The organism is Pontibacter rufus, from assembly GCF_015694705.1.
GTDB lineage: Bacteria > Bacteroidota > Bacteroidia > Cytophagales > Hymenobacteraceae > Pontibacter > Pontibacter rufus.
In genome coordinates this window covers 379,177-395,631 of the sequence record NZ_JADQDR010000001.1, presented here as the reverse complement: position 1 = coordinate 395,631, position 16,455 = coordinate 379,177, and the positions used below count along the sequence as shown (strand labels likewise).

The following is a 16,455-nucleotide window of genomic DNA, read 5'->3' as shown; positions in this document are numbered from 1 at the left end:
CGGGCAGCACAACCTGAGAACTAACGAATGCAGGAAAGTTTCCCTTTGCAGGAGGACAAAATGAAAATTGCGTAACAGCAGTTACTTATACTTCATCATTAGCGGCAGCCCTGAAGCAACACCCACTGCCTCCAGCTAAAACGCAATGTGCAGTAGCGCGTCGCCCTGGTTAACGACGGGCATGTTGTTCAGGCCCACCACATAGCCTGTAGCAGACGCGTTCAGGCGCGCTTCCATTTCGCCGTAGGGATCGGTTATACTTCCTATGTTCTGGCCCTTTTTTATGTAGCCGCCCAACTGCACAAAGCTGCGCCACAGGCCCGCATTTTTGGCCCGTACCCATGTATCTTTCTGGCACACAATGGTCTCTTCGGATGCCGGCATACAGCTGTCTATCATGCCCAAATGATGCAGCAGGCGGCAGGTGCCTGCTATACCTATGGTAATGCCTTTCTCGTCGAACCGCAGCGACTCGCCGGTTTCATACACCAGAATAGATTTACTGTGCCGGGCAGCCTCTTTGCGCAGCGATCCCTGGCGGTAAGGAACATTCATAATAAAAGGAGCGGCAAAGGCGCGGGCAAGCTCTTCGTTCCGGTAGTCGCTCAGCACACACCTGATCTGCGGGTAGTTGGTGCGGCTGCCTCCGCCGGTATGAAAGTCAATGCCATAGTCTACATAAGGCATTACTTCCTTCATAAAGTAGTGCGCCACGCGGCTGGCCAGCGAGCCGTCGCGGTTGCCCGGAAAGCTGCGGTTCACATCCTTGCCGTCCGGCATCTGACGCGAAAAATTAAGAAAACCGTAGATGTTGAGAATCGGAATAGCAATGATGGTGCCCTTGAGCGGGTACAGCATCTTTTTAGTAAGCATGCGCCGGATAATTTCGGTGCCGTTTACCTCGTCGCCATGCATGCCGGCCATCAGTAACACCACCGGGCCGTCGTGCACGGAGCGGAACACATATACAGGAATCTCTATCACGGTGCCGCTGGGCAGCTTGCTGATCACCAGCTTGGTGAGCACCTTTTCGCCGCGGTCTATACTTTCGCCGTTGATAAGGAGGGTTTCGGGCATGCTATTCTTTTATGCGCTGTTTCGGCTTCTTCTGTGTCATGCCTTCCACATATTCTATAATTCTACCGGCAATGTCTTTTTGTGTTGCTTTTTCGATGCCCTCCAAGCCAGGTGAGGAGTTTACTTCCAGTATCAGTGGCCCGCGCTTGGACTGTAGCATATCCACCCCGGCTATACCTAAGCCCAGCGATTTGGCGGCGAGCAGGGCGGCAGCTTTCTCCTGGCGCGTCAGCCGGATGAGCATGGCTTTGCCGCCACGATGTAAATTAGAGCGGAACTCACCCTCTCTGCCCTGCCGTTTCATGGCGCCTACTACTTCGCCGTTTACCACAAAGGCGCGGATATCGGCGCCGCCGGCTTCGGCCACAAACTCCTGCACAATAATACGGGCTCTCAGGTTATGAAAGGCCTCAATCACCGACTCTGCCGCTTTTTTGGTTTCAGCCAGCACCACGCCGAGGCCCTGTGTGCCTTCCAGCAGTTTAATTACCAGCGGCGCGCCTCCTACCTCCTTCACCAGTTCTGAGGTGTTTTTAGAGTAGTTGGTAAAGGCGGTTTTGGGCAAGCCAAGCCCGGCGCGGCCCAGGATCTGGAGTGAGCGCAACTTGTCGCGCGAGCGCACAATGGCCTGCGAGTCTACAGCGCTTTTCACCTTCATCATCTCAAACTGGCGCACCACCGCCGTTCCGTAGAAAGTAACGGAAGCGCCAATGCGCGGAATGATGGCATCGATATCCGTGAGGCGCTCGCCTTTATATAAAATATGCGGATCACCTTGTTCTATTACCAGGTCACAGCGCAAATGGTCGAGCACAATGGCCTGGTGCCCCCGCTGCTCGGCGGCCTCCACCAGCCGGCGGGTAGAATAAAGCCTGGGGTTGCGCGAGAGTATAGCAATCTTCATATAGGGTGTTTAAGTAGATTTTAAAATTTAAGGATGTATAAATTAAAAGATGAGATACTGATATTTAAGCCTTTACTCAAAAGAAGCGCGTTGTTTTGATTTATTCACCTACTTATTCTTTTGTTTGATTTTATACTTCCGGGCAATATTTTTCCGGGACACGTCCACTACAAACCGGCCACGGAGCAGCTGCCGCCCAATCAGCACCGGGTACTTCATGTCGCTGCGGTCGGAGAGTGAAAAATCAGCTTCAATAATTTCATCGAAAAACCTGATTTTTGTCCGGATAACGTAACGCTCCTGTACCTCGCCGAAAGAGCTTTTAATCTCGCGCAAATCATACCTGGCAAAGCGCAGCTTTTTATGGTTATACTGCGGATGCGAGGGGTCCAGCAATTCGAGGCATATAACTTTGGCGCCGTCCGGCCGCACTTCCTCATGTATGTCCGAGCAATGCATGGCCGATGTATACGCGCCCGTGTCTATCTTGGCTTCGATCTCATCAATATCCAGCTCCGGAAACGAGACAAGTTCGCGCCTTCCGACAATCTTCTTTTCTGGTTTTGATTTTCCTGTTTTCTCCTCTTTCATCAAAGACTAAAGATAAATTCAGAATTACGAATTCAGAATTAGAAACACGCCACATGTTTATTTACAATTTATACTTCTCCTGGTATTCGTAATTCTGAATTCGTAACCCGTAATTACTTGCTATAGCTGATGCGGTAAATGGCATCGTTTTTATCGTCAGACACGAGCAGGGCTCCGTCAGGCATTACGAGCACAGCCACGGGACGGCCCCAGTCCTCCTGGCCCTGCAGCCAGCCTTCCGCAAAGGGCTCGTAGCTGGTGATATTGCCATTGTCGTCCTGGCGGGCCAGCATCACGCGGTAGCCCATCTTTTTAGAGCGGTTCCAGGAGCCGTGTTCAGCAATAAAAATCTGGTTCTTGTATTCCGCTGGAAACATATTGCCGGTATAAAACTTTATACCCAGCGAAGCGCCGTGCGGGCTCAGTGTTTTGGCGGGCTTCACAAATTCGCTGCAGTCGTGCTTCTTGCCAAATTCAGGATCGGAGATGGTGCCGGCGTGGCAGTAAGGATAGCCAAAGTGCTGGCCTTTTTCGGTGGCGCGGTTCAGCTCGTCCGGCGGAATGTTATCGCCCAGCAGGTCGCGGCCATTGTCGGTGAAGTATAAATTGCCGGTTTCGGGGCTCCAATCGAAGCCCACACTGTTGCGGACACCATGGGCGTATACTTCCAGGCCGGTGCCGTCGGCGTTCATGCGCGTAATCGAGGCATAAATTGGTTTTTCCGGCTCGCAGATGTTGCAGGGCGCGCCCACCGGCACGTATAGCTTGCCATCGGGGCCAAAGGCAATGTATTTCCAGCCATGGTGCTTGTCGCTCGGGAAATCATCATTTACCACTTCATACTTTGGCTTGTTGCGGAAGGTATTCTCAATATCAGGGTACTTCAGGATGCGATCGATTTCGGCCACGTATAAATCTCCGTCTTTGATGGCCACGCCGTTCGGCGTGTTTAAATCAGATGCCACCACCACTACTTCTTCTGCTTTGCCGTCTTTGTTCTTGTCCACTACCGCGTACACCTTGCCGGCATCCTGCGTGCCTACAAACACAATGCCCGATGCGCTCATGGCCATAGAGCGGGCGCCTTTCACGCTGTCAGCATAATAATCGATACGGAAGCCGTCAGGCAGGTTGATTTTTGCCAGGTTTTCGTCGGTGGGGCTTGCCGGTTCGTTCTCACCTGCATCGGCCTGCTGCGTTTCGGTCGGACCTGTTTTGGCCGTCTCGTCTGCGTTGGCATTTTCGTTGGATGAGTTTTCGGAGGAGCAGCCAAAGCTGACAGCCATCACTGCAATAAAGTATAAAACAGTGTTAAAAGTTTTTTTCATGGTGTTTCAGATCTAAAATTAAAGATGTTGAACGGGTAAGTAAGTATAAATAACAGGCATCAGCATGAAATATACGAGACTTTTTAAGTATAAACTATGCACCATAGCTTTCGCGACAGCATGAATAAGCAAAGTATGTTTTCGCATTGTGCTATACTTTGGCAATAGCTATTGCGCCACTACAGCGCATGACTGCCTTCCGTAAGGAACTTATACTCTTACAAAAACACATTGTTGCCGGAGCAGGCTTGCCAGCCGGGCAACAATGTGTTTCTGCCATAAGCCTATTTTACTTTTTTGATTTCCTGGATTGCTTTTTAGTGCTTTTAGATTGTTGCGGCTGTTGTGATGGCTGTGCCTGTTGTGGCTGCCTTCTGACTACTTTCGGGATAACGGGCAGGCTTTCATTTCCATCGTTGCTCACAGATTGCACAGCAAAAAGATAATTGTCTTTTGAGTAAGGTAAATTTATTTCAGTAGCCGCTGTAAAGAACTTCTTTTGCCAGACAGGGCTGGTGGTTTCCCGCATCATCACATAATAACCTTTCACGTTTCCTGCCGCCGGCTTTTTCCAGGTCAGCGCAGTAGAATTACCCAGTCCTTTGAAATCAAATACTACTTCCTGCGGCATGGAGGGAGACTTAGCCAGGTTGGCAAGGGTAGCCAAATCCAGAACAGTGTTTTTCCTTAAATATTCAAAGTCCATAAATTCTTCCAAATCACCATACCTGATTCCATTTTCAGTTCTCAGATCCTGATGCTGGTGCTGAAAGTTTTCATTCATTTCTGTAACCCGAACGGCGGCATATCCATTCTCAACAAAAGGGGTATGATCGCCGCCACGCCCGAAACGATCGTTGCGGTAAACCATTACTACCTCCAGGTTATCAGTATAGCGTTCACCTACTTCTTTCATATAGCGGGCCAGCTGCCTTGCTTTGCCTTCATTTTCCAAACCATACTGGCGTATCTCTGCTACGTTTTTCTCCATCTCGTAAGCCGGTAATCCCTCACTAAATACCCTTACCTGCGTGTTGTTGATGATGTTGGTTTCATTGCTGTTGTTGCTGCCTACCATGTCGTTGTTCAGAACCGCCTCTATATTCCAGTTCTCCTTTTTGGCTTTGTCTGCCATATACCTGGCGCCTAGCAAGCCTTGCTCTTCGCCGGTTACGGCAACAAAGATTATGGTAGCCGGAAAAGCATGTTTACTCATAACCCGGGCACACTCTATCACTGCCGCAGTGCCGCTGCCATCGTCATTTGCGCCCGGCGATATGCCTTTGCCATCCATTACGTCGCTTCGCCTGCTGTCCATATGTCCGCTGATGATAAAAATGCGGTTGTCGTTCGGGTCTGTTCCTTTCAGCGTCGCTACCACATTTCCCAGGTTGATGGGCTTGTCCACTCTTTTGCCGTCAGGCTGATAAATGGTGCTGTCGATAACGGCTGTCAGGCGCCCGCCTGATTGCTTTGCAAACTGATTGAATTTGCTTAGCACCCAGCTTTTTGCTGCACCAACACCGGCCCTGGTGTCCTTTTGTGTGCTTAAAGTATGGCGTGTGCCAAAAGAAACCAAAGTATGGATATAAGACTGAAGCGAATCAGCTGAAACTTCTTTTACCATCGCTTCAATTTGCGGGTCCTTCTGTATAATGGTTGTTGATTGTGCAAAAGCACCTGTAAGGCTGCCTACAGCAAAAGTTGTAAGTAATAACTTCTTCATGTTTACTTATTTAATTTCTGATTTAAGTTTTAATCTGTAATAAAAGGGGCAGGTAGTCGCGTAACAACTACCTGCCCTTGTTATTTAGGTATCTCTGATGTTAAATTAATATCCCGGATTTTGTTCTAATCCTGTGGTCATAATGTTGATGTCACGCTGCGGAATAGGCCATACCCGGTAAGTGCTGCCATAAGGTATCGGGTTATCGATGCTGGAGTGTGCCGGAATATCCTGGTGCGTTCTCTGTAAATCGAAGTATGACTGTCCTTCAAAAGCCAGTTCTATTCGTCTTTCTCTTAGAATAGCACCAATAAGCTCCTGGTTGGTAGCAGGGCTTACGGATGCAGCATTCGATCTGGTTCTCACCTGGTTCAGCAAATCCACTGCTTCGGGGTTTGCTGGAGCGGTAGGATCTCCCTGCCTGGCCAAAGCTTCTGCTTTTACCAGCAGCACTTCGGCATACCGCAGCACCGGCACCCAGTCAGCAAAGTTGGTGTACTTGAGCGTCCAGAAAGTTGGCGTTGCCGCAGCGCCGGTGCCCTGTACTGTTTTGGTTACCAGGTTCTGGAAGCGTAAGTCAACGGCCGTGTCCATCAGGCTCAGGTATGCGGGTGTAATGGAAAGATCGCCTCGTACAGCCGGGCTGTAATGCGCCGCCAGCGAATTGTTTCTGTCGGGGTTGTTTGAGCCTGAAAAAGCAGTCGAGTAAATGCTCTCGTTTGTGGTATAATTCCTGAAAGTAACCTCAGGTGTTGCGTTTAAGCCATACATACCCGAGTTGATTAGCAGATTTGCATACTCCTCGGCTTTGGCCCAGTTACCCTCATACAAGTATACCCGCATCAGCAGCGCCCTGGCAGCTCCCTTGGTAGCACGCGACACGGTAGCATTGGCATCGGAATAGCTCTCGGGCAGCTTCGCTTCAGCATCCAGTAAATCCTTCTCTACCTGCTCGTAAACCGCCTTAACAGTAGCTCTCGGAATCAGGGTTTCAGACGAGAAAGGGTTGTCGGCTGCTGTGAGCACCAAAGGAACGCCCAGGTTTGTTTCAGGCCCTTTGATGGGATCGGTGTAAGTCTGGCCCCAGAAATTTACCATTAGAAAATAATTGTAAGCCCGGAGAAATTCTGCCTCGCCAATGTACTGTTCTGCTTTTTCGGGCGTAACCAGGCTCTGCACCGGTTCAAAGTTCTTCAGGAAAAGATTAGCCGTATAGATGGTGTTGTAAGCGCCTGTCCACGCGTTGGTAATAACGCCATCGGTAGGCCGCATCTGTTCAAAATAACCAATGCTTCCGAAAAAAGGATTGGGGTTAACATCCAATCCCTGTACATCAGAATAAATCAGGTTGCGGCCCGAACCCCAGTCCAGGTTTTGGGAGGCGCTGTACATCCCGACAGCAGCTTTCTCTATCCTTTCGGGCGTGCTGAAAGCGGTAGCCGTGGATACAGCATCAAGGGGGTCCTCAAATAAATCGTCTTTGGTGCAGGAGGTGAAAGCAACAATGGCTATCACTAACCCTATCGATATTTTTTTTAGTTGCATAGCAGTATGAAGTAAATTTAAAAATCTGAAGAAGTATAAATTAAAAATGAAGCACTGGCATTCAGGACACTGCTAAATAGCAGGACGTCGTTTTAATTTATCTCTCTTCTTAACAAGCTGTTTTTAGAAGGACACATTCAGGCCAATGGTATAAGTTTTTGGCTGAGGTGTGGCCCTGGAATCGATACCAAGCTGAATGTTGTTGGCAGAATTGCTGTTACTGGTGTTGGCTCTGGCAGCAGTATTCACATCCGGATCCAGGCCGCTGTAACCGGTAACCAGGAAGGGGTTAAATGCCTGCACATACACCCGTGCGCGCGAAATACCGATTTTGTCTGTCAGGCTTTTGTTTAAAGTATAGCCCAGGGTTATGGTTCTTACTCTTGCAAAATCAGCCTTCTCCAGAAATCTTGTTGATGCGGTATTGGCCTGATTGTCCTGCAGGTATACTCTCGGAACATCTGTTACCTGGCCGGGCGTTGTCCAGCGATCCAGTATAACCGAAAAGTTATTCTGCACCGCGTTGCTCAGCATACTGGCCGTGGTCTGGTTATAGATGTAGTTGCCGCCGGAATAAATAATATCAATGCCTAAATCAAAATCTTTAAAAGTAAAGGTGTTGTTCCATCCGCCCATCCAGGTAGGCAGGCCGCCCCTGTCTGAGTAAACAGCATCGCTGGAAGGAGAAATAGGCGAAACAGCATTCCCTTCCGGATCAGTCCAGGCCGCCGCGCCGGTTGCGCCGAAATGATACTCCTTGATAGTGCCATCCGCTGCAAACCACCTTGGGTTGCCATTGTCCGGGTTTACACCTGCCCATTGTATCAGTTTGAATGTTCCCAAAGGTTTTCCGACGCTGGCTACGCTGCTTCCCTGCTGGATGTCGGCGTTGCCATTGCTTGGCACAAGCGACAGCACCTCATTGTTGATATGGGTATAGTTGAAAGAAGTAGCCCATGAGAAATTCTTGGTTTGCACAGGAACTGTGTTGAACGAGAACTCAAATCCGCGGTTACGCATAGAGCCGATGTTGGTGTACACGGCGCTGTTTGGCACGCCCACGGTTGCCAAAACCGGCGCGCTCAGGATCATGTTGTCGATGTTGTTGCTGAAATAGTCAACTATAAAGCTCACCTCTTTGCCGCCTATACTTGTTGTGGCGTCAAATCCGATGTCGGTCTTTTTAGCTGTTTCCCATCTCAAATCCGGATTGCCTACCTGGGTGATGTTGAATCCGCTCAATATGCCGTAGGCGGAGCCGCCATACAGTGTTTGTGAGGCATAGGGGTTCCTGATCCTGGAGTTACCTACCTCGCCGTAGCTGCCGCGCAGTTTTAAGTAAGTCAGCCAGTTGATGTCGTTCAGGAAATCTTCCTGGGTTACTTCCCAGCCTACAGAAATGCTGGGGAAATAGCCCCATTGGTTGTTCTCTCCGAAAGCAGAATAGGCATCAGTTCTTACAGCCGCTTCTACCATGTACCTGTCCCGGTAAGAATAACTGGCTCTTCCGAAATAAGACATCAGGCCCGAACTGTTCAGGCCGCCGTGGGTCTGGTCGTACGTGATGGTCTGGCCTGGCTGGATATTGGTGAAGGCCCCGTTCACGATGGCATCATAAAACGGATCGGCAAAATTTACGGCGCCTGCCTGGTACCATTGTGTTTTGTTGTACTGGTATTCTGCACCAACTACAGCCGTAAAGCTGTGGTCGTTGCCAAAATCTTTGGTATAGGTGGCGTAGTTCTGCCATACCCACTGCGAAAAATCTGAATTCAGGTAAGTTAGGAGGCCGTTATAGGGCACACCCCAGAAGCCGATAATGTTAGGCGTATACTGGTCTTCCAGGTTCCGGATGTACTGAATGCCGAACTTAGAAGTATAAGTTAAGCCGGCTAGAGGCGTAATTTCGCCATAGATGTTAGCACGTATATCTTCCGCTGTATTGTCATTCCTGGTCAGGTCGCCCATGGCCGCCATGTTAAAGAAACCGGAACGGGACATGATATTACTTCCGCCGATAGCTGCGATGTTGTTGCCGAGGCCCAGGTAGCCGCCGCCGGTACCTTCCGTCAGGTTATAGCCGCCGGGACCTTCAGGGTTGTAAGGCGAAACGTTTGGCGGCGCCTCCCAGCCTGAGATATTCACACCCTGCACATAGTTGTCGGTCAGAACACCCGTATTTTTGGATCTGGTATATGACAGGCTTAGGCCGCTTTTAAACCACTTTTTGGGCGTAAAGTCCAGGTTCAGGCGACCCTGGCCCATTTCTATTTTGTTAGGCTTTACGATACCTTCCTGGCTTAAGAAGCGGGCAGAACCATATACAGAAAGAGCCTCTGCCCCACCCGAAAAGGAAATGGTATTGTCGTGCATAAACCCGGTTTGGTACAAAAGGCCCATCCAGTCCGTGTTATCAGGCTTGCCGTCGGCGTCAATGTCGCTGGGTACCGCAATCACGGCATTAGGCGCTCCGATTCCGAACCTGTTTGCCGCTTTTTCATTCTGAATCAGCATGTAATCATCAGCCATCAGTACAGGCGGCAACTGGGATGCTTCACTCCAGCCTACTTTAGAATCCAGCATTACCTGCACGGTTCCTTTCTTGCCCCGTTTGGTTGTAACAAGTATAACCCCGTTGGAGGCACGAGAGCCATAGATTACAGCTGAAGCTGCATCTTTTAACACTTCGATAGACGCAATATCATTCGGATTGAGCATGGCCAGCGGATCAAACCTGGTACCGCCACCACTTCGCAGGCCATTCATGTTGTCGCTCGGAATCTGCGCCACGCCGTCGATTACCACCAGCGGCTGCGACGAGGAGGTGATGGAGTTTACACCACGGATTTGCACAGAAGTAGGATCTCCGATTGTGCCTCCGTTCATGTTAATCTGCACACCGGCTGTTTTCCCGGCCAGCGCCTGCGTAAAAGTAGGTAAAGGCTCGTTGCTGATTTTCTCGCCGCTAACACTACTTATAGCGCCTGTGTTTTCTCTCACAGTCTTAGTGCCATAGCCTACCACTACCACTTCTTCCAGCTGCTTATCATCCACAGCCATGGCTACGTTAATAGTACTGGCATTTTCAATGGCGCGCTCAACGGTCTGGTAACCTATATACCTGAACTCCAACGCAGTACCATTGGCCGGCACATTAATCGAATAGGCTCCATCAGCCGATGTGGCCACTCCCACCGTTGTTCCTTTCACGATAACGGATACGCCGGGCAATCCCTGTCCGGTAGCCTGGTCCGTTACCGTACCAGACACGGTTCTATTCTGTGCAACAGCCTGCTGCAGCAAGGTAAACACCAGAATAAAACTTAATAGTAACAGTTTCTTCATTTGTCAGATAATTAAATTAAACAATTGATTATTAAAAGTTTATGAAAATCCTGTTTCCAAAAATCATCTACAACAGGCAATAGATAACCGGGCTCCTCTTTGCAGAAGCTTAAAATTTGCAGGCGATCTATCCATCGCATGTTGCTTTTGACAGTTGCCCCGAATAAAATTTTAGAATTGAAATTGCTTCTGTATGCTACAGAAGAGAACAGTTAGAAGTAAATATAAAGAACCAAATAAGTATAGCAGCCGCGCTCTCTTTATGAGTTCTTATCTATTTCCGCAGCACCTGGTGCCGGGTGTATAATTTTGTTTTCTTTATCGATATTCTTTGAGAACAGGGGTAAATTTTATTTACTCCCTTGTATATGGCTCCCCGCGTTTCTTTCTGGTTCTATAATAATCCAACAGCCAATAATAAATATTATTCCGAAAACAAACTAATACGTATTAATAAATTATTACCAATAGAGTACAATATTTAGTAAAGCAGCATATAACATGTAATCAAATTATTAAATATTCAAAATAACAGATTATAATCAAACCATGTTAAAACTTTGTTTTCCGGCTTAACACGATCCTATATGGGTATGTATAAAGCTTGATTGAAAATTTAACAACAAATTACTGTGCCCGCAACGCCACATCAGGTGACAAAGATTGGCGGCAAAAGAGCGGTAATTCAGGGCTTGGACAAGCGCTGCTTATACTTAAACGGCTAGCAGATGGTGCAATTTTAACCTGCTGTTTTTATTCAGCGGCTGATGTACTGTTTTTATACTTATCCCTGATTTATAGATTGGCTGCTATTTAGCTTATTATAAACCACAAGCGGGCGCTTGCATGGCTTAGAGGTTCTGTCCGGAACAGGCTCTATGGCTGTCTTCCTATCCGTTTGCGGTGCAGCAAATCGGCTACGTTTTGTAGCAGGTGGGTGTGGCCTGCTTTAAGTATAACCAATTCTCCCCGGTCCAGCGATCTCACAAATACGCTTACACGTTTTGGGGAGATTACCTGATCAAATTCGCCCAGGAACATTGTTACGGGCACTTTATACTTGTTCAATTGCACCACCACATGCCGTATATCAAAGCTTAGTTCCCGGAAGCCAATCCAGCTGCGGTAGATGCGCAGGCGCTTGGGCGTGCTGTCCATCTGGTAATGGGCAAAGCGCGCCAGGCCCTTGTCTACCAGGTTATACTTGCTTAGCACATGCATCAGCTTAAAGAAAGGTGCCGGTTTCAGTACGGTGTGCTTAAATAACTGCTGCAGCCAGCCCGGATAAGTGGCAATGTTGTACCAGAAGCTGGTTTTAATACCATCCGGCGCAATCAGAAAAAGCGCTTCGATCTGCTCCGGCATACGCTCAGCCAGCGTGAGGGCAAACTTGCCGCCCATGCTAAAGGCCATCAGCGAAAACTTATCAATGTTATACTTGTCCAGGAAATGGCGGATAAACTTCTCCAGAAAATCTTTTTGCAGCGGCATGTTGGACTTGTGCAGGTAGCTGTTGCCATGGAAAAACAGGTCGAAGGCGTAGATGGTATAATCATGGCCCAGCGCCCGTTCCATGGCCAGGTAATAAGCGCTGCTCTGCCCATACCCATGGAAAGCCAGCATCACGCGGCTTCCGCGGCCAATTACGCGGTAGTGCAGCTTCGATTTATCCTGGATAAGGTAGGGCAAGGGTATAGGGAATTACGAGTTATGAGCTGCGAATGAAACACGATAAACGAGCAACGAAAACCACCCTTACAGGTTAGAAACGCCGCCTGATACAATGAACTTCATTACTTCGCTGCTTGGCAAATCAATATAGGTTACGTTGCGCGCAGGTATAATGAAAAGCTCGCCGGAAAAATTATAGGAGTGTGGAAAGTATACGGCCACTTTATCCGCTATATTTATGCCTGTGAGCGCCTCCTGCGTTACAAATCCCAGCTTGCAATTGTCGGAATCTTCAGCCATTTTTACCAGCACCGGCTTGTTGAATTTCTGGTTATCGCCCACAAAGGCATCGAACAGATCTTTTATACTGGAGTAAATGATGCTCACAATCGGTACCCGGATCAGCATGCGCTCCGTTATCGCAATAAAGGGCTTCACCAGAAAGGACGAGCTGATAAAGCCCACGGCCGTCAGCAGCAGCACCAGCAGCAGGATACCCAGTCCCGGTATGCCCAGGTCAAGCAGCGAGTCAAGCCAGTCGATAACCCCCACCACTATCCAGACAGTCAGGATAATGGGGGCCATAATCAGAAGCCCGTTAAGGAAATAGCGGAAAAATCGTTTCATCAGTTTTCATCACAAAAAAGGCTTTGCCGAAACAAAGCCCAAATGTAGCAAAAAGGGTTTATAGTATAAATCCTATACTTTTCCAAAGCCCACTGTGTCAAAAGCTGCCACGCTGCGGGCTACCTGCTCCATCAGCCACATGGGCGTGGAAGTGGCGCCACAGATACCTACGCTTTCCGTCTGGGCAAACCATGCCTGCTCCAACTCCACTTCACTTTCGATAAAGTAGCTGTTGGGGTTGTGCTGCTTGCATACGCTGTACAGGGCTTTCCCGTTGGAGCTTTTTTTACCGCTCACAAATATAATTGCATCATGCTCTGTCGCGAATCTGGCCAGCTGCGGCTCACGGTTAGATACCTGGCGGCAGATACTGTCGTTGGCATTAAATTCGGGCAAAGTGCTGTTGTGGCTGGCCTCGCGGATGCGCGCGTCTATCAGTTCTTTGATGTGGTAAAAGCCTTTGGTGCTCTTGGTGGTCTGGCTGAACAGCGTTACCGGGCGTTTGAAATCAATTTTGTCCAGGTCGGCTTCTGTGGTGACGATGATGGCTTCGTCGCGGGTCTGGCCGGCCAGACCGATCACTTCGGCGTGCCCTACCTGGCCGTAAATCACAATTTGTCCGTTGTCTTTCCGGTTGCTGTCGAAGGCGTGCTTTACGCGATTCTGCAATTTCAGCACTACGGGGCAGGAGGCGTCAATCAGTTCGAGGTTATTTTCGAGCGCTGTTTTGTAGGTTTCCGGCGGCTCGCCGTGTGCCCGGATAAGCACCTTGCAGTCGTGCAGCTCTTTCAGCTGGTCGCGGTCGATGATGCGGAGGCCTTTTTCGTAGAGGCGTTTCACCTCCATGCCGTTGTGCACAATGTCGCCGAGGCAATACAGTTCCTCGCTGTGTTCCATTTCATCCTCCGCCATTTGTATGGCGAACTCTACGCCAAAGCAATAGCCGGAATTTTTATCTATCGTGATGTCCATTTTTTACGCTTCTACTTTTTTAACAGCATGTGCCTCCTCCAGCAGTTTGGAGGTAACTTTATCTATTACAAAGTCTACCTGCTCATCTATGGTCATGTGCGAGGTATCGAGCAAAGCTGCGTCCTCGGCACGGCGCAAGGGGCTTTCTTTCCGCGTCGAATCGATATGGTCGCGTTTCTGCAGGTTTTCCCTGATTTCATCCAGGTTTACGAGCTGGTTTTTTTCCAATAGTTCCTGCTGGCGGCGGCGTGCGCGGGTGTCCACGTCAGCGGTCATAAAAACTTTCACTTCCGCATCCGGAAAAACCGCTGTACCAATGTCGCGCCCGTCCATTACTACACCACGTTTGCGGCCCATCTTTTGTTGCTGGGCTACCATGGCGTGGCGCACTTCCGGTACTACGCTCACTTCACTCACCTGGTTAGAAATATACATCTTGCGTATTTCGTCCTCCACGTTCAGGCCGTTCAGGTAAGTTTCGTTGCGTTTGGTTTTGGGGTTGTAATGAAAGGAAATGTCGATGTTGTCCAGCGCATCACATACTTCTTTGGGATTGGTAAGTGCCACATGATGCCGGAGCATGTATAACGTAACCGCCCGGTACATGGCGCCCGTATCAATATAGGCGTAACCAAGGGCTGCTGCCACCTTTTTGGCAGTGGTGCTTTTGCCGCAGGAAGAATGGCCGTCTAAAGCGATTACTATTTTCTTTATCATCAAAAAAGTATAATAAAATTAGTTAGAGTCGCAGGGGCAGGGCAGGTTGCCGTTTTTGCTTTTCCGTTTGAGATGAGCAGTCTTTTTCTGCTGCGGCGTTTTCATGGTACAGCTTTCCAGCGTGCCTGTAGCCAGGATGCCTGCCAAAACCAAGTATGAAATTATCTTTCTCAAAACAAATAAATTTAGGCAAATATAAGACCATTTGCGTTAAGAGTTACATTTGCCTGAAGAGTTAAGATGTACTCCTAACGCTCAGCTTTTAACGCTTAACTTTAAACTTTTAACTAAACGCATCACCATGCCAACAGACTTTTCCGTTAGCGGACGCATTATAAACCTGCACCAGGAGCAGATTTATGAAGGAACCGTTCATGTGTCAAACGGCCGTATTTCTAAAATAGTTCGGGAAGCCGTTGATAGCCAAAAGTATATTTTACCGGGTTTTGTTGATGCACACGTGCACGTAGAAAGCTCGATGCTGGTGCCCAGCGAGTTTGCCCGCCTGGCAGTGCCGCACGGCACTGTAGCCACCGTATCGGACCCCCATGAGATTGGCAATGTGCTGGGTATAAAGGGCGTGGAGTACATGGTGGAGAACGGAAAGAAAGTGCCATTTAAGTTTTATTTCGGGGCGCCGTCGTGTGTGCCCGCCACACCTTTTGAAACCGCCGGTGCTGAAATAACGGCTGCCGACATCGAAAAATTATTCCGGCGCGAGGAGATAAAATACCTGGCGGAGATGATGAACTGGCCCGGCGTGCTGAACCGCGACCCCGTGGTGATGGAGAAAATTGCGCTAGCGCGGAAGTATAATAAAGCCGTGGACGGGCACGCACCCGGCCTGATGGGCGAAGATGCAAAGTTATACGCCTCCGCCGGCATCACCACCGACCATGAATGTTTTACCGCCGAGGAAGCGCTGGATAAACTGGCCGCCGGCATGAAGATTTTAATACGCGAAGGAAGTGCTGCCAAAAACTTTGATGCGCTGATTCCGCTCCTGCCGGAACATTACCAAAACATTATGTTCTGCTCCGACGACAAACACCCTGACAACCTGGTGGAAGGCCATATCAACCTGCTGGTGAAACGGGCGCTGGCCAAAGGCAATGATTTGTTCCACGTGCTGCGCGCCGCAAGTATAAACCCGGTAGAGCACTATAAACTGGATGTAGGGCTGCTGCGCGAAGGCGATCCGGCTGATTTTATACTTGTTGATAACCTCGATGATTTTAATGTGGAAGCCACTTACATCAACGGGCAATTGGTGGCGGAACACGGCAAATCCAACATCCCGTTTACGCCAAGCGAGGAAATCAACAATTTTGATACGGATATTAAAGTAGCTGCACAGTTTGAAGTGCCGGTCGGCGACGCGCGAAAGATACGGGTGATAGAAGCTTTTGACGGGCAACTGATAACCAAGGAAAGCTGGGCCACGCCGAAAGTGGATAATGGTTTTATTGTGCCTGATGTGGCGCAGGATGTACTGAAAATTGCTGTGGTGAACCGTTACGAAAATACGATTCCGGCTGTGGCTTTCATCAAAAACTTTGGCTTACAACGCGGCGCCATTGCCTCTTCGGTAGGCCACGATTCGCATAACATTATTGCTGTAGGCGTAGATGATGCAAGTATAGCGCGTGCCGTAAACCTGATTATCAGTGTCAAAGGAGGCGTAGCAGCTGTAGACGGAGACAGGGAGCAGCTGCTGCCGCTGCCGGTAGCGGGCATTATGTCGGCAGCAGACGGGTATAAAGTGGCGGAAGCTTATGCAGCCATCGACCGCATGAGCAAAGAGATGGGCAGCACGCTGACCTCGCCGTTTATGACGCTTTCGTTTATGGCGCTGCTCGTTATTCCCTCACTCAAACTCAGCGACAAGGGTTTGTTTAACGGCGATAGTTTTGAATTTGTACCGATTGGCGGGCGATAGCTAAGTATGATTC

Annotated in this window: 14 protein-coding genes; 2 read left to right on the top strand and 12 right to left on the bottom strand. The window is 49.2% G+C overall.

Annotated features, from left to right (window positions below):
* Positions 1–135 precede the first annotated feature (135 nt).
* From I2I11_RS01780 to I2I11_RS01750, 7 genes are all read right to left on the bottom strand, one after another.
* On the bottom strand, positions 136–1,077 hold the full coding sequence (locus tag I2I11_RS01780; RefSeq protein ID WP_196265943.1) for a succinylglutamate desuccinylase/aspartoacylase family protein: 942 nt from the start codon (positions 1,075–1,077) through the stop codon (positions 136–138).
* Position 1,078: 1 nt separating this feature from the next.
* Positions 1,079–1,981, bottom strand: a complete 903-nt coding sequence (rimK, locus tag I2I11_RS01775; RefSeq protein ID WP_196265942.1) for a 30S ribosomal protein S6--L-glutamate ligase — start codon at positions 1,979–1,981, stop codon at positions 1,079–1,081.
* Between the two features lie 108 nt (positions 1,982–2,089).
* Positions 2,090–2,572 (bottom strand): ATP-dependent zinc protease family protein, encoded by a 483-nt coding sequence (locus I2I11_RS01770; protein ID WP_196265941.1) that lies wholly within the window; start codon positions 2,570–2,572, stop codon positions 2,090–2,092.
* Positions 2,573–2,685: 113 nt separating this feature from the next.
* Positions 2,686–3,900, bottom strand: coding sequence for a PQQ-dependent sugar dehydrogenase (locus I2I11_RS01765; protein WP_230679826.1), 1,215 nt, complete (start codon positions 3,898–3,900; stop codon positions 2,686–2,688).
* A gap of 289 nt (positions 3,901–4,189) precedes the next feature.
* Entirely contained in the window at positions 4,190–5,626 is a 1,437-nt protein-coding gene (locus I2I11_RS01760; protein WP_196265940.1) for a M28 family metallopeptidase, read from the bottom strand.
* Between the two features lie 105 nt (positions 5,627–5,731).
* Positions 5,732–7,171, bottom strand: coding sequence for a RagB/SusD family nutrient uptake outer membrane protein (locus I2I11_RS01755; RefSeq protein WP_196265939.1), 1,440 nt, complete (start codon positions 7,169–7,171; stop codon positions 5,732–5,734).
* A gap of 123 nt (positions 7,172–7,294) precedes the next feature.
* Positions 7,295–10,516, bottom strand: a complete 3,222-nt coding sequence (locus I2I11_RS01750) for a SusC/RagA family TonB-linked outer membrane protein (RefSeq protein WP_196265938.1) — start codon at positions 10,514–10,516, stop codon at positions 7,295–7,297.
* Positions 10,517–11,120: 604 nt separating this feature from the next.
* Between I2I11_RS01750 and I2I11_RS01745 the strand changes: the two genes are divergently transcribed.
* Positions 11,121–11,333, top strand: coding sequence for a hypothetical protein (locus I2I11_RS01745; RefSeq protein WP_196265937.1), 213 nt, complete (start codon positions 11,121–11,123; stop codon positions 11,331–11,333).
* Between the two features lie 59 nt (positions 11,334–11,392).
* Here I2I11_RS01745 and I2I11_RS01740 read toward each other — a convergent pair whose 3' ends face one another.
* The 5 genes from I2I11_RS01740 to I2I11_RS01720 all read right to left on the bottom strand — a co-directional run bounded on the left by I2I11_RS01740 (position 11,393) and on the right by I2I11_RS01720 (position 14,677).
* Entirely contained in the window at positions 11,393–12,205 is an 813-nt protein-coding gene (locus I2I11_RS01740) for an alpha/beta fold hydrolase (protein ID WP_196265936.1), read from the bottom strand.
* A gap of 66 nt (positions 12,206–12,271) precedes the next feature.
* Positions 12,272–12,814: a DUF502 domain-containing protein gene (locus tag I2I11_RS01735; protein ID WP_196265935.1), complete on the bottom strand. Its 543-nt coding sequence runs from the start codon at positions 12,812–12,814 to the stop codon at positions 12,272–12,274.
* 72 nt (positions 12,815–12,886) lie between these two features.
* Entirely contained in the window at positions 12,887–13,786 is a 900-nt protein-coding gene (locus tag I2I11_RS01730) for a 4-hydroxy-3-methylbut-2-enyl diphosphate reductase (RefSeq protein WP_196265934.1), read from the bottom strand.
* Positions 13,787–13,789: 3 nt separating this feature from the next.
* Positions 13,790–14,500, bottom strand: a complete 711-nt coding sequence (gene cmk, locus I2I11_RS01725) for a (d)CMP kinase (protein ID WP_196266447.1) — start codon at positions 14,498–14,500, stop codon at positions 13,790–13,792.
* A 21-nt stretch (positions 14,501–14,521) separates the two neighbouring features.
* On the bottom strand, positions 14,522–14,677 hold the full coding sequence (locus I2I11_RS01720; RefSeq protein WP_196265933.1) for a hypothetical protein: 156 nt from the start codon (positions 14,675–14,677) through the stop codon (positions 14,522–14,524).
* A 127-nt stretch (positions 14,678–14,804) separates the two neighbouring features.
* Here I2I11_RS01720 and ade point away from each other — a divergent pair, with 127 nt between their 5' ends.
* Entirely contained in the window at positions 14,805–16,442 is a 1,638-nt protein-coding gene (ade, locus tag I2I11_RS01715; protein ID WP_196265932.1) for an adenine deaminase, read from the top strand.
* Positions 16,443–16,455 lie beyond the last annotated feature (13 nt).

Excerpts from the sequence above, each read along its gene's own strand:
- I2I11_RS01750 (WP_196265938.1), bottom strand. The coding sequence starts at position 10,516 with ATGAAGAAACTGTTACTATTAAGTTTTATTCTGGTGTTTACCTTGCTG.
- I2I11_RS01770 (WP_196265941.1), bottom strand. The coding sequence starts at position 2,572 with ATGAAAGAGGAGAAAACAGGAAAATCAAAACCAGAAAAGAAGATTGTC.
- I2I11_RS01765 (WP_230679826.1), bottom strand. The coding sequence starts at position 3,900 with ATGAAAAAAACTTTTAACACTGTTTTATACTTTATTGCAGTGATGGCT.
- I2I11_RS01755 (WP_196265939.1), bottom strand. The coding sequence starts at position 7,171 with ATGCAACTAAAAAAAATATCGATAGGGTTAGTGATAGCCATTGTTGCT.
- I2I11_RS01730 (WP_196265934.1), bottom strand. The coding sequence starts at position 13,786 with ATGGACATCACGATAGATAAAAATTCCGGCTATTGCTTTGGCGTAGAG.
- rimK (WP_196265942.1), bottom strand. The coding sequence starts at position 1,981 with ATGAAGATTGCTATACTCTCGCGCAACCCCAGGCTTTATTCTACCCGC.
- I2I11_RS01780 (WP_196265943.1), bottom strand. The coding sequence starts at position 1,077 with ATGCCCGAAACCCTCCTTATCAACGGCGAAAGTATAGACCGCGGCGAA.
- ade (WP_196265932.1), top strand. The coding sequence starts at position 14,805 with ATGCCAACAGACTTTTCCGTTAGCGGACGCATTATAAACCTGCACCAG.
- I2I11_RS01760 (WP_196265940.1), bottom strand. The coding sequence starts at position 5,626 with ATGAAGAAGTTATTACTTACAACTTTTGCTGTAGGCAGCCTTACAGGT.
- I2I11_RS01735 (WP_196265935.1), bottom strand. The coding sequence starts at position 12,814 with ATGAAACGATTTTTCCGCTATTTCCTTAACGGGCTTCTGATTATGGCC.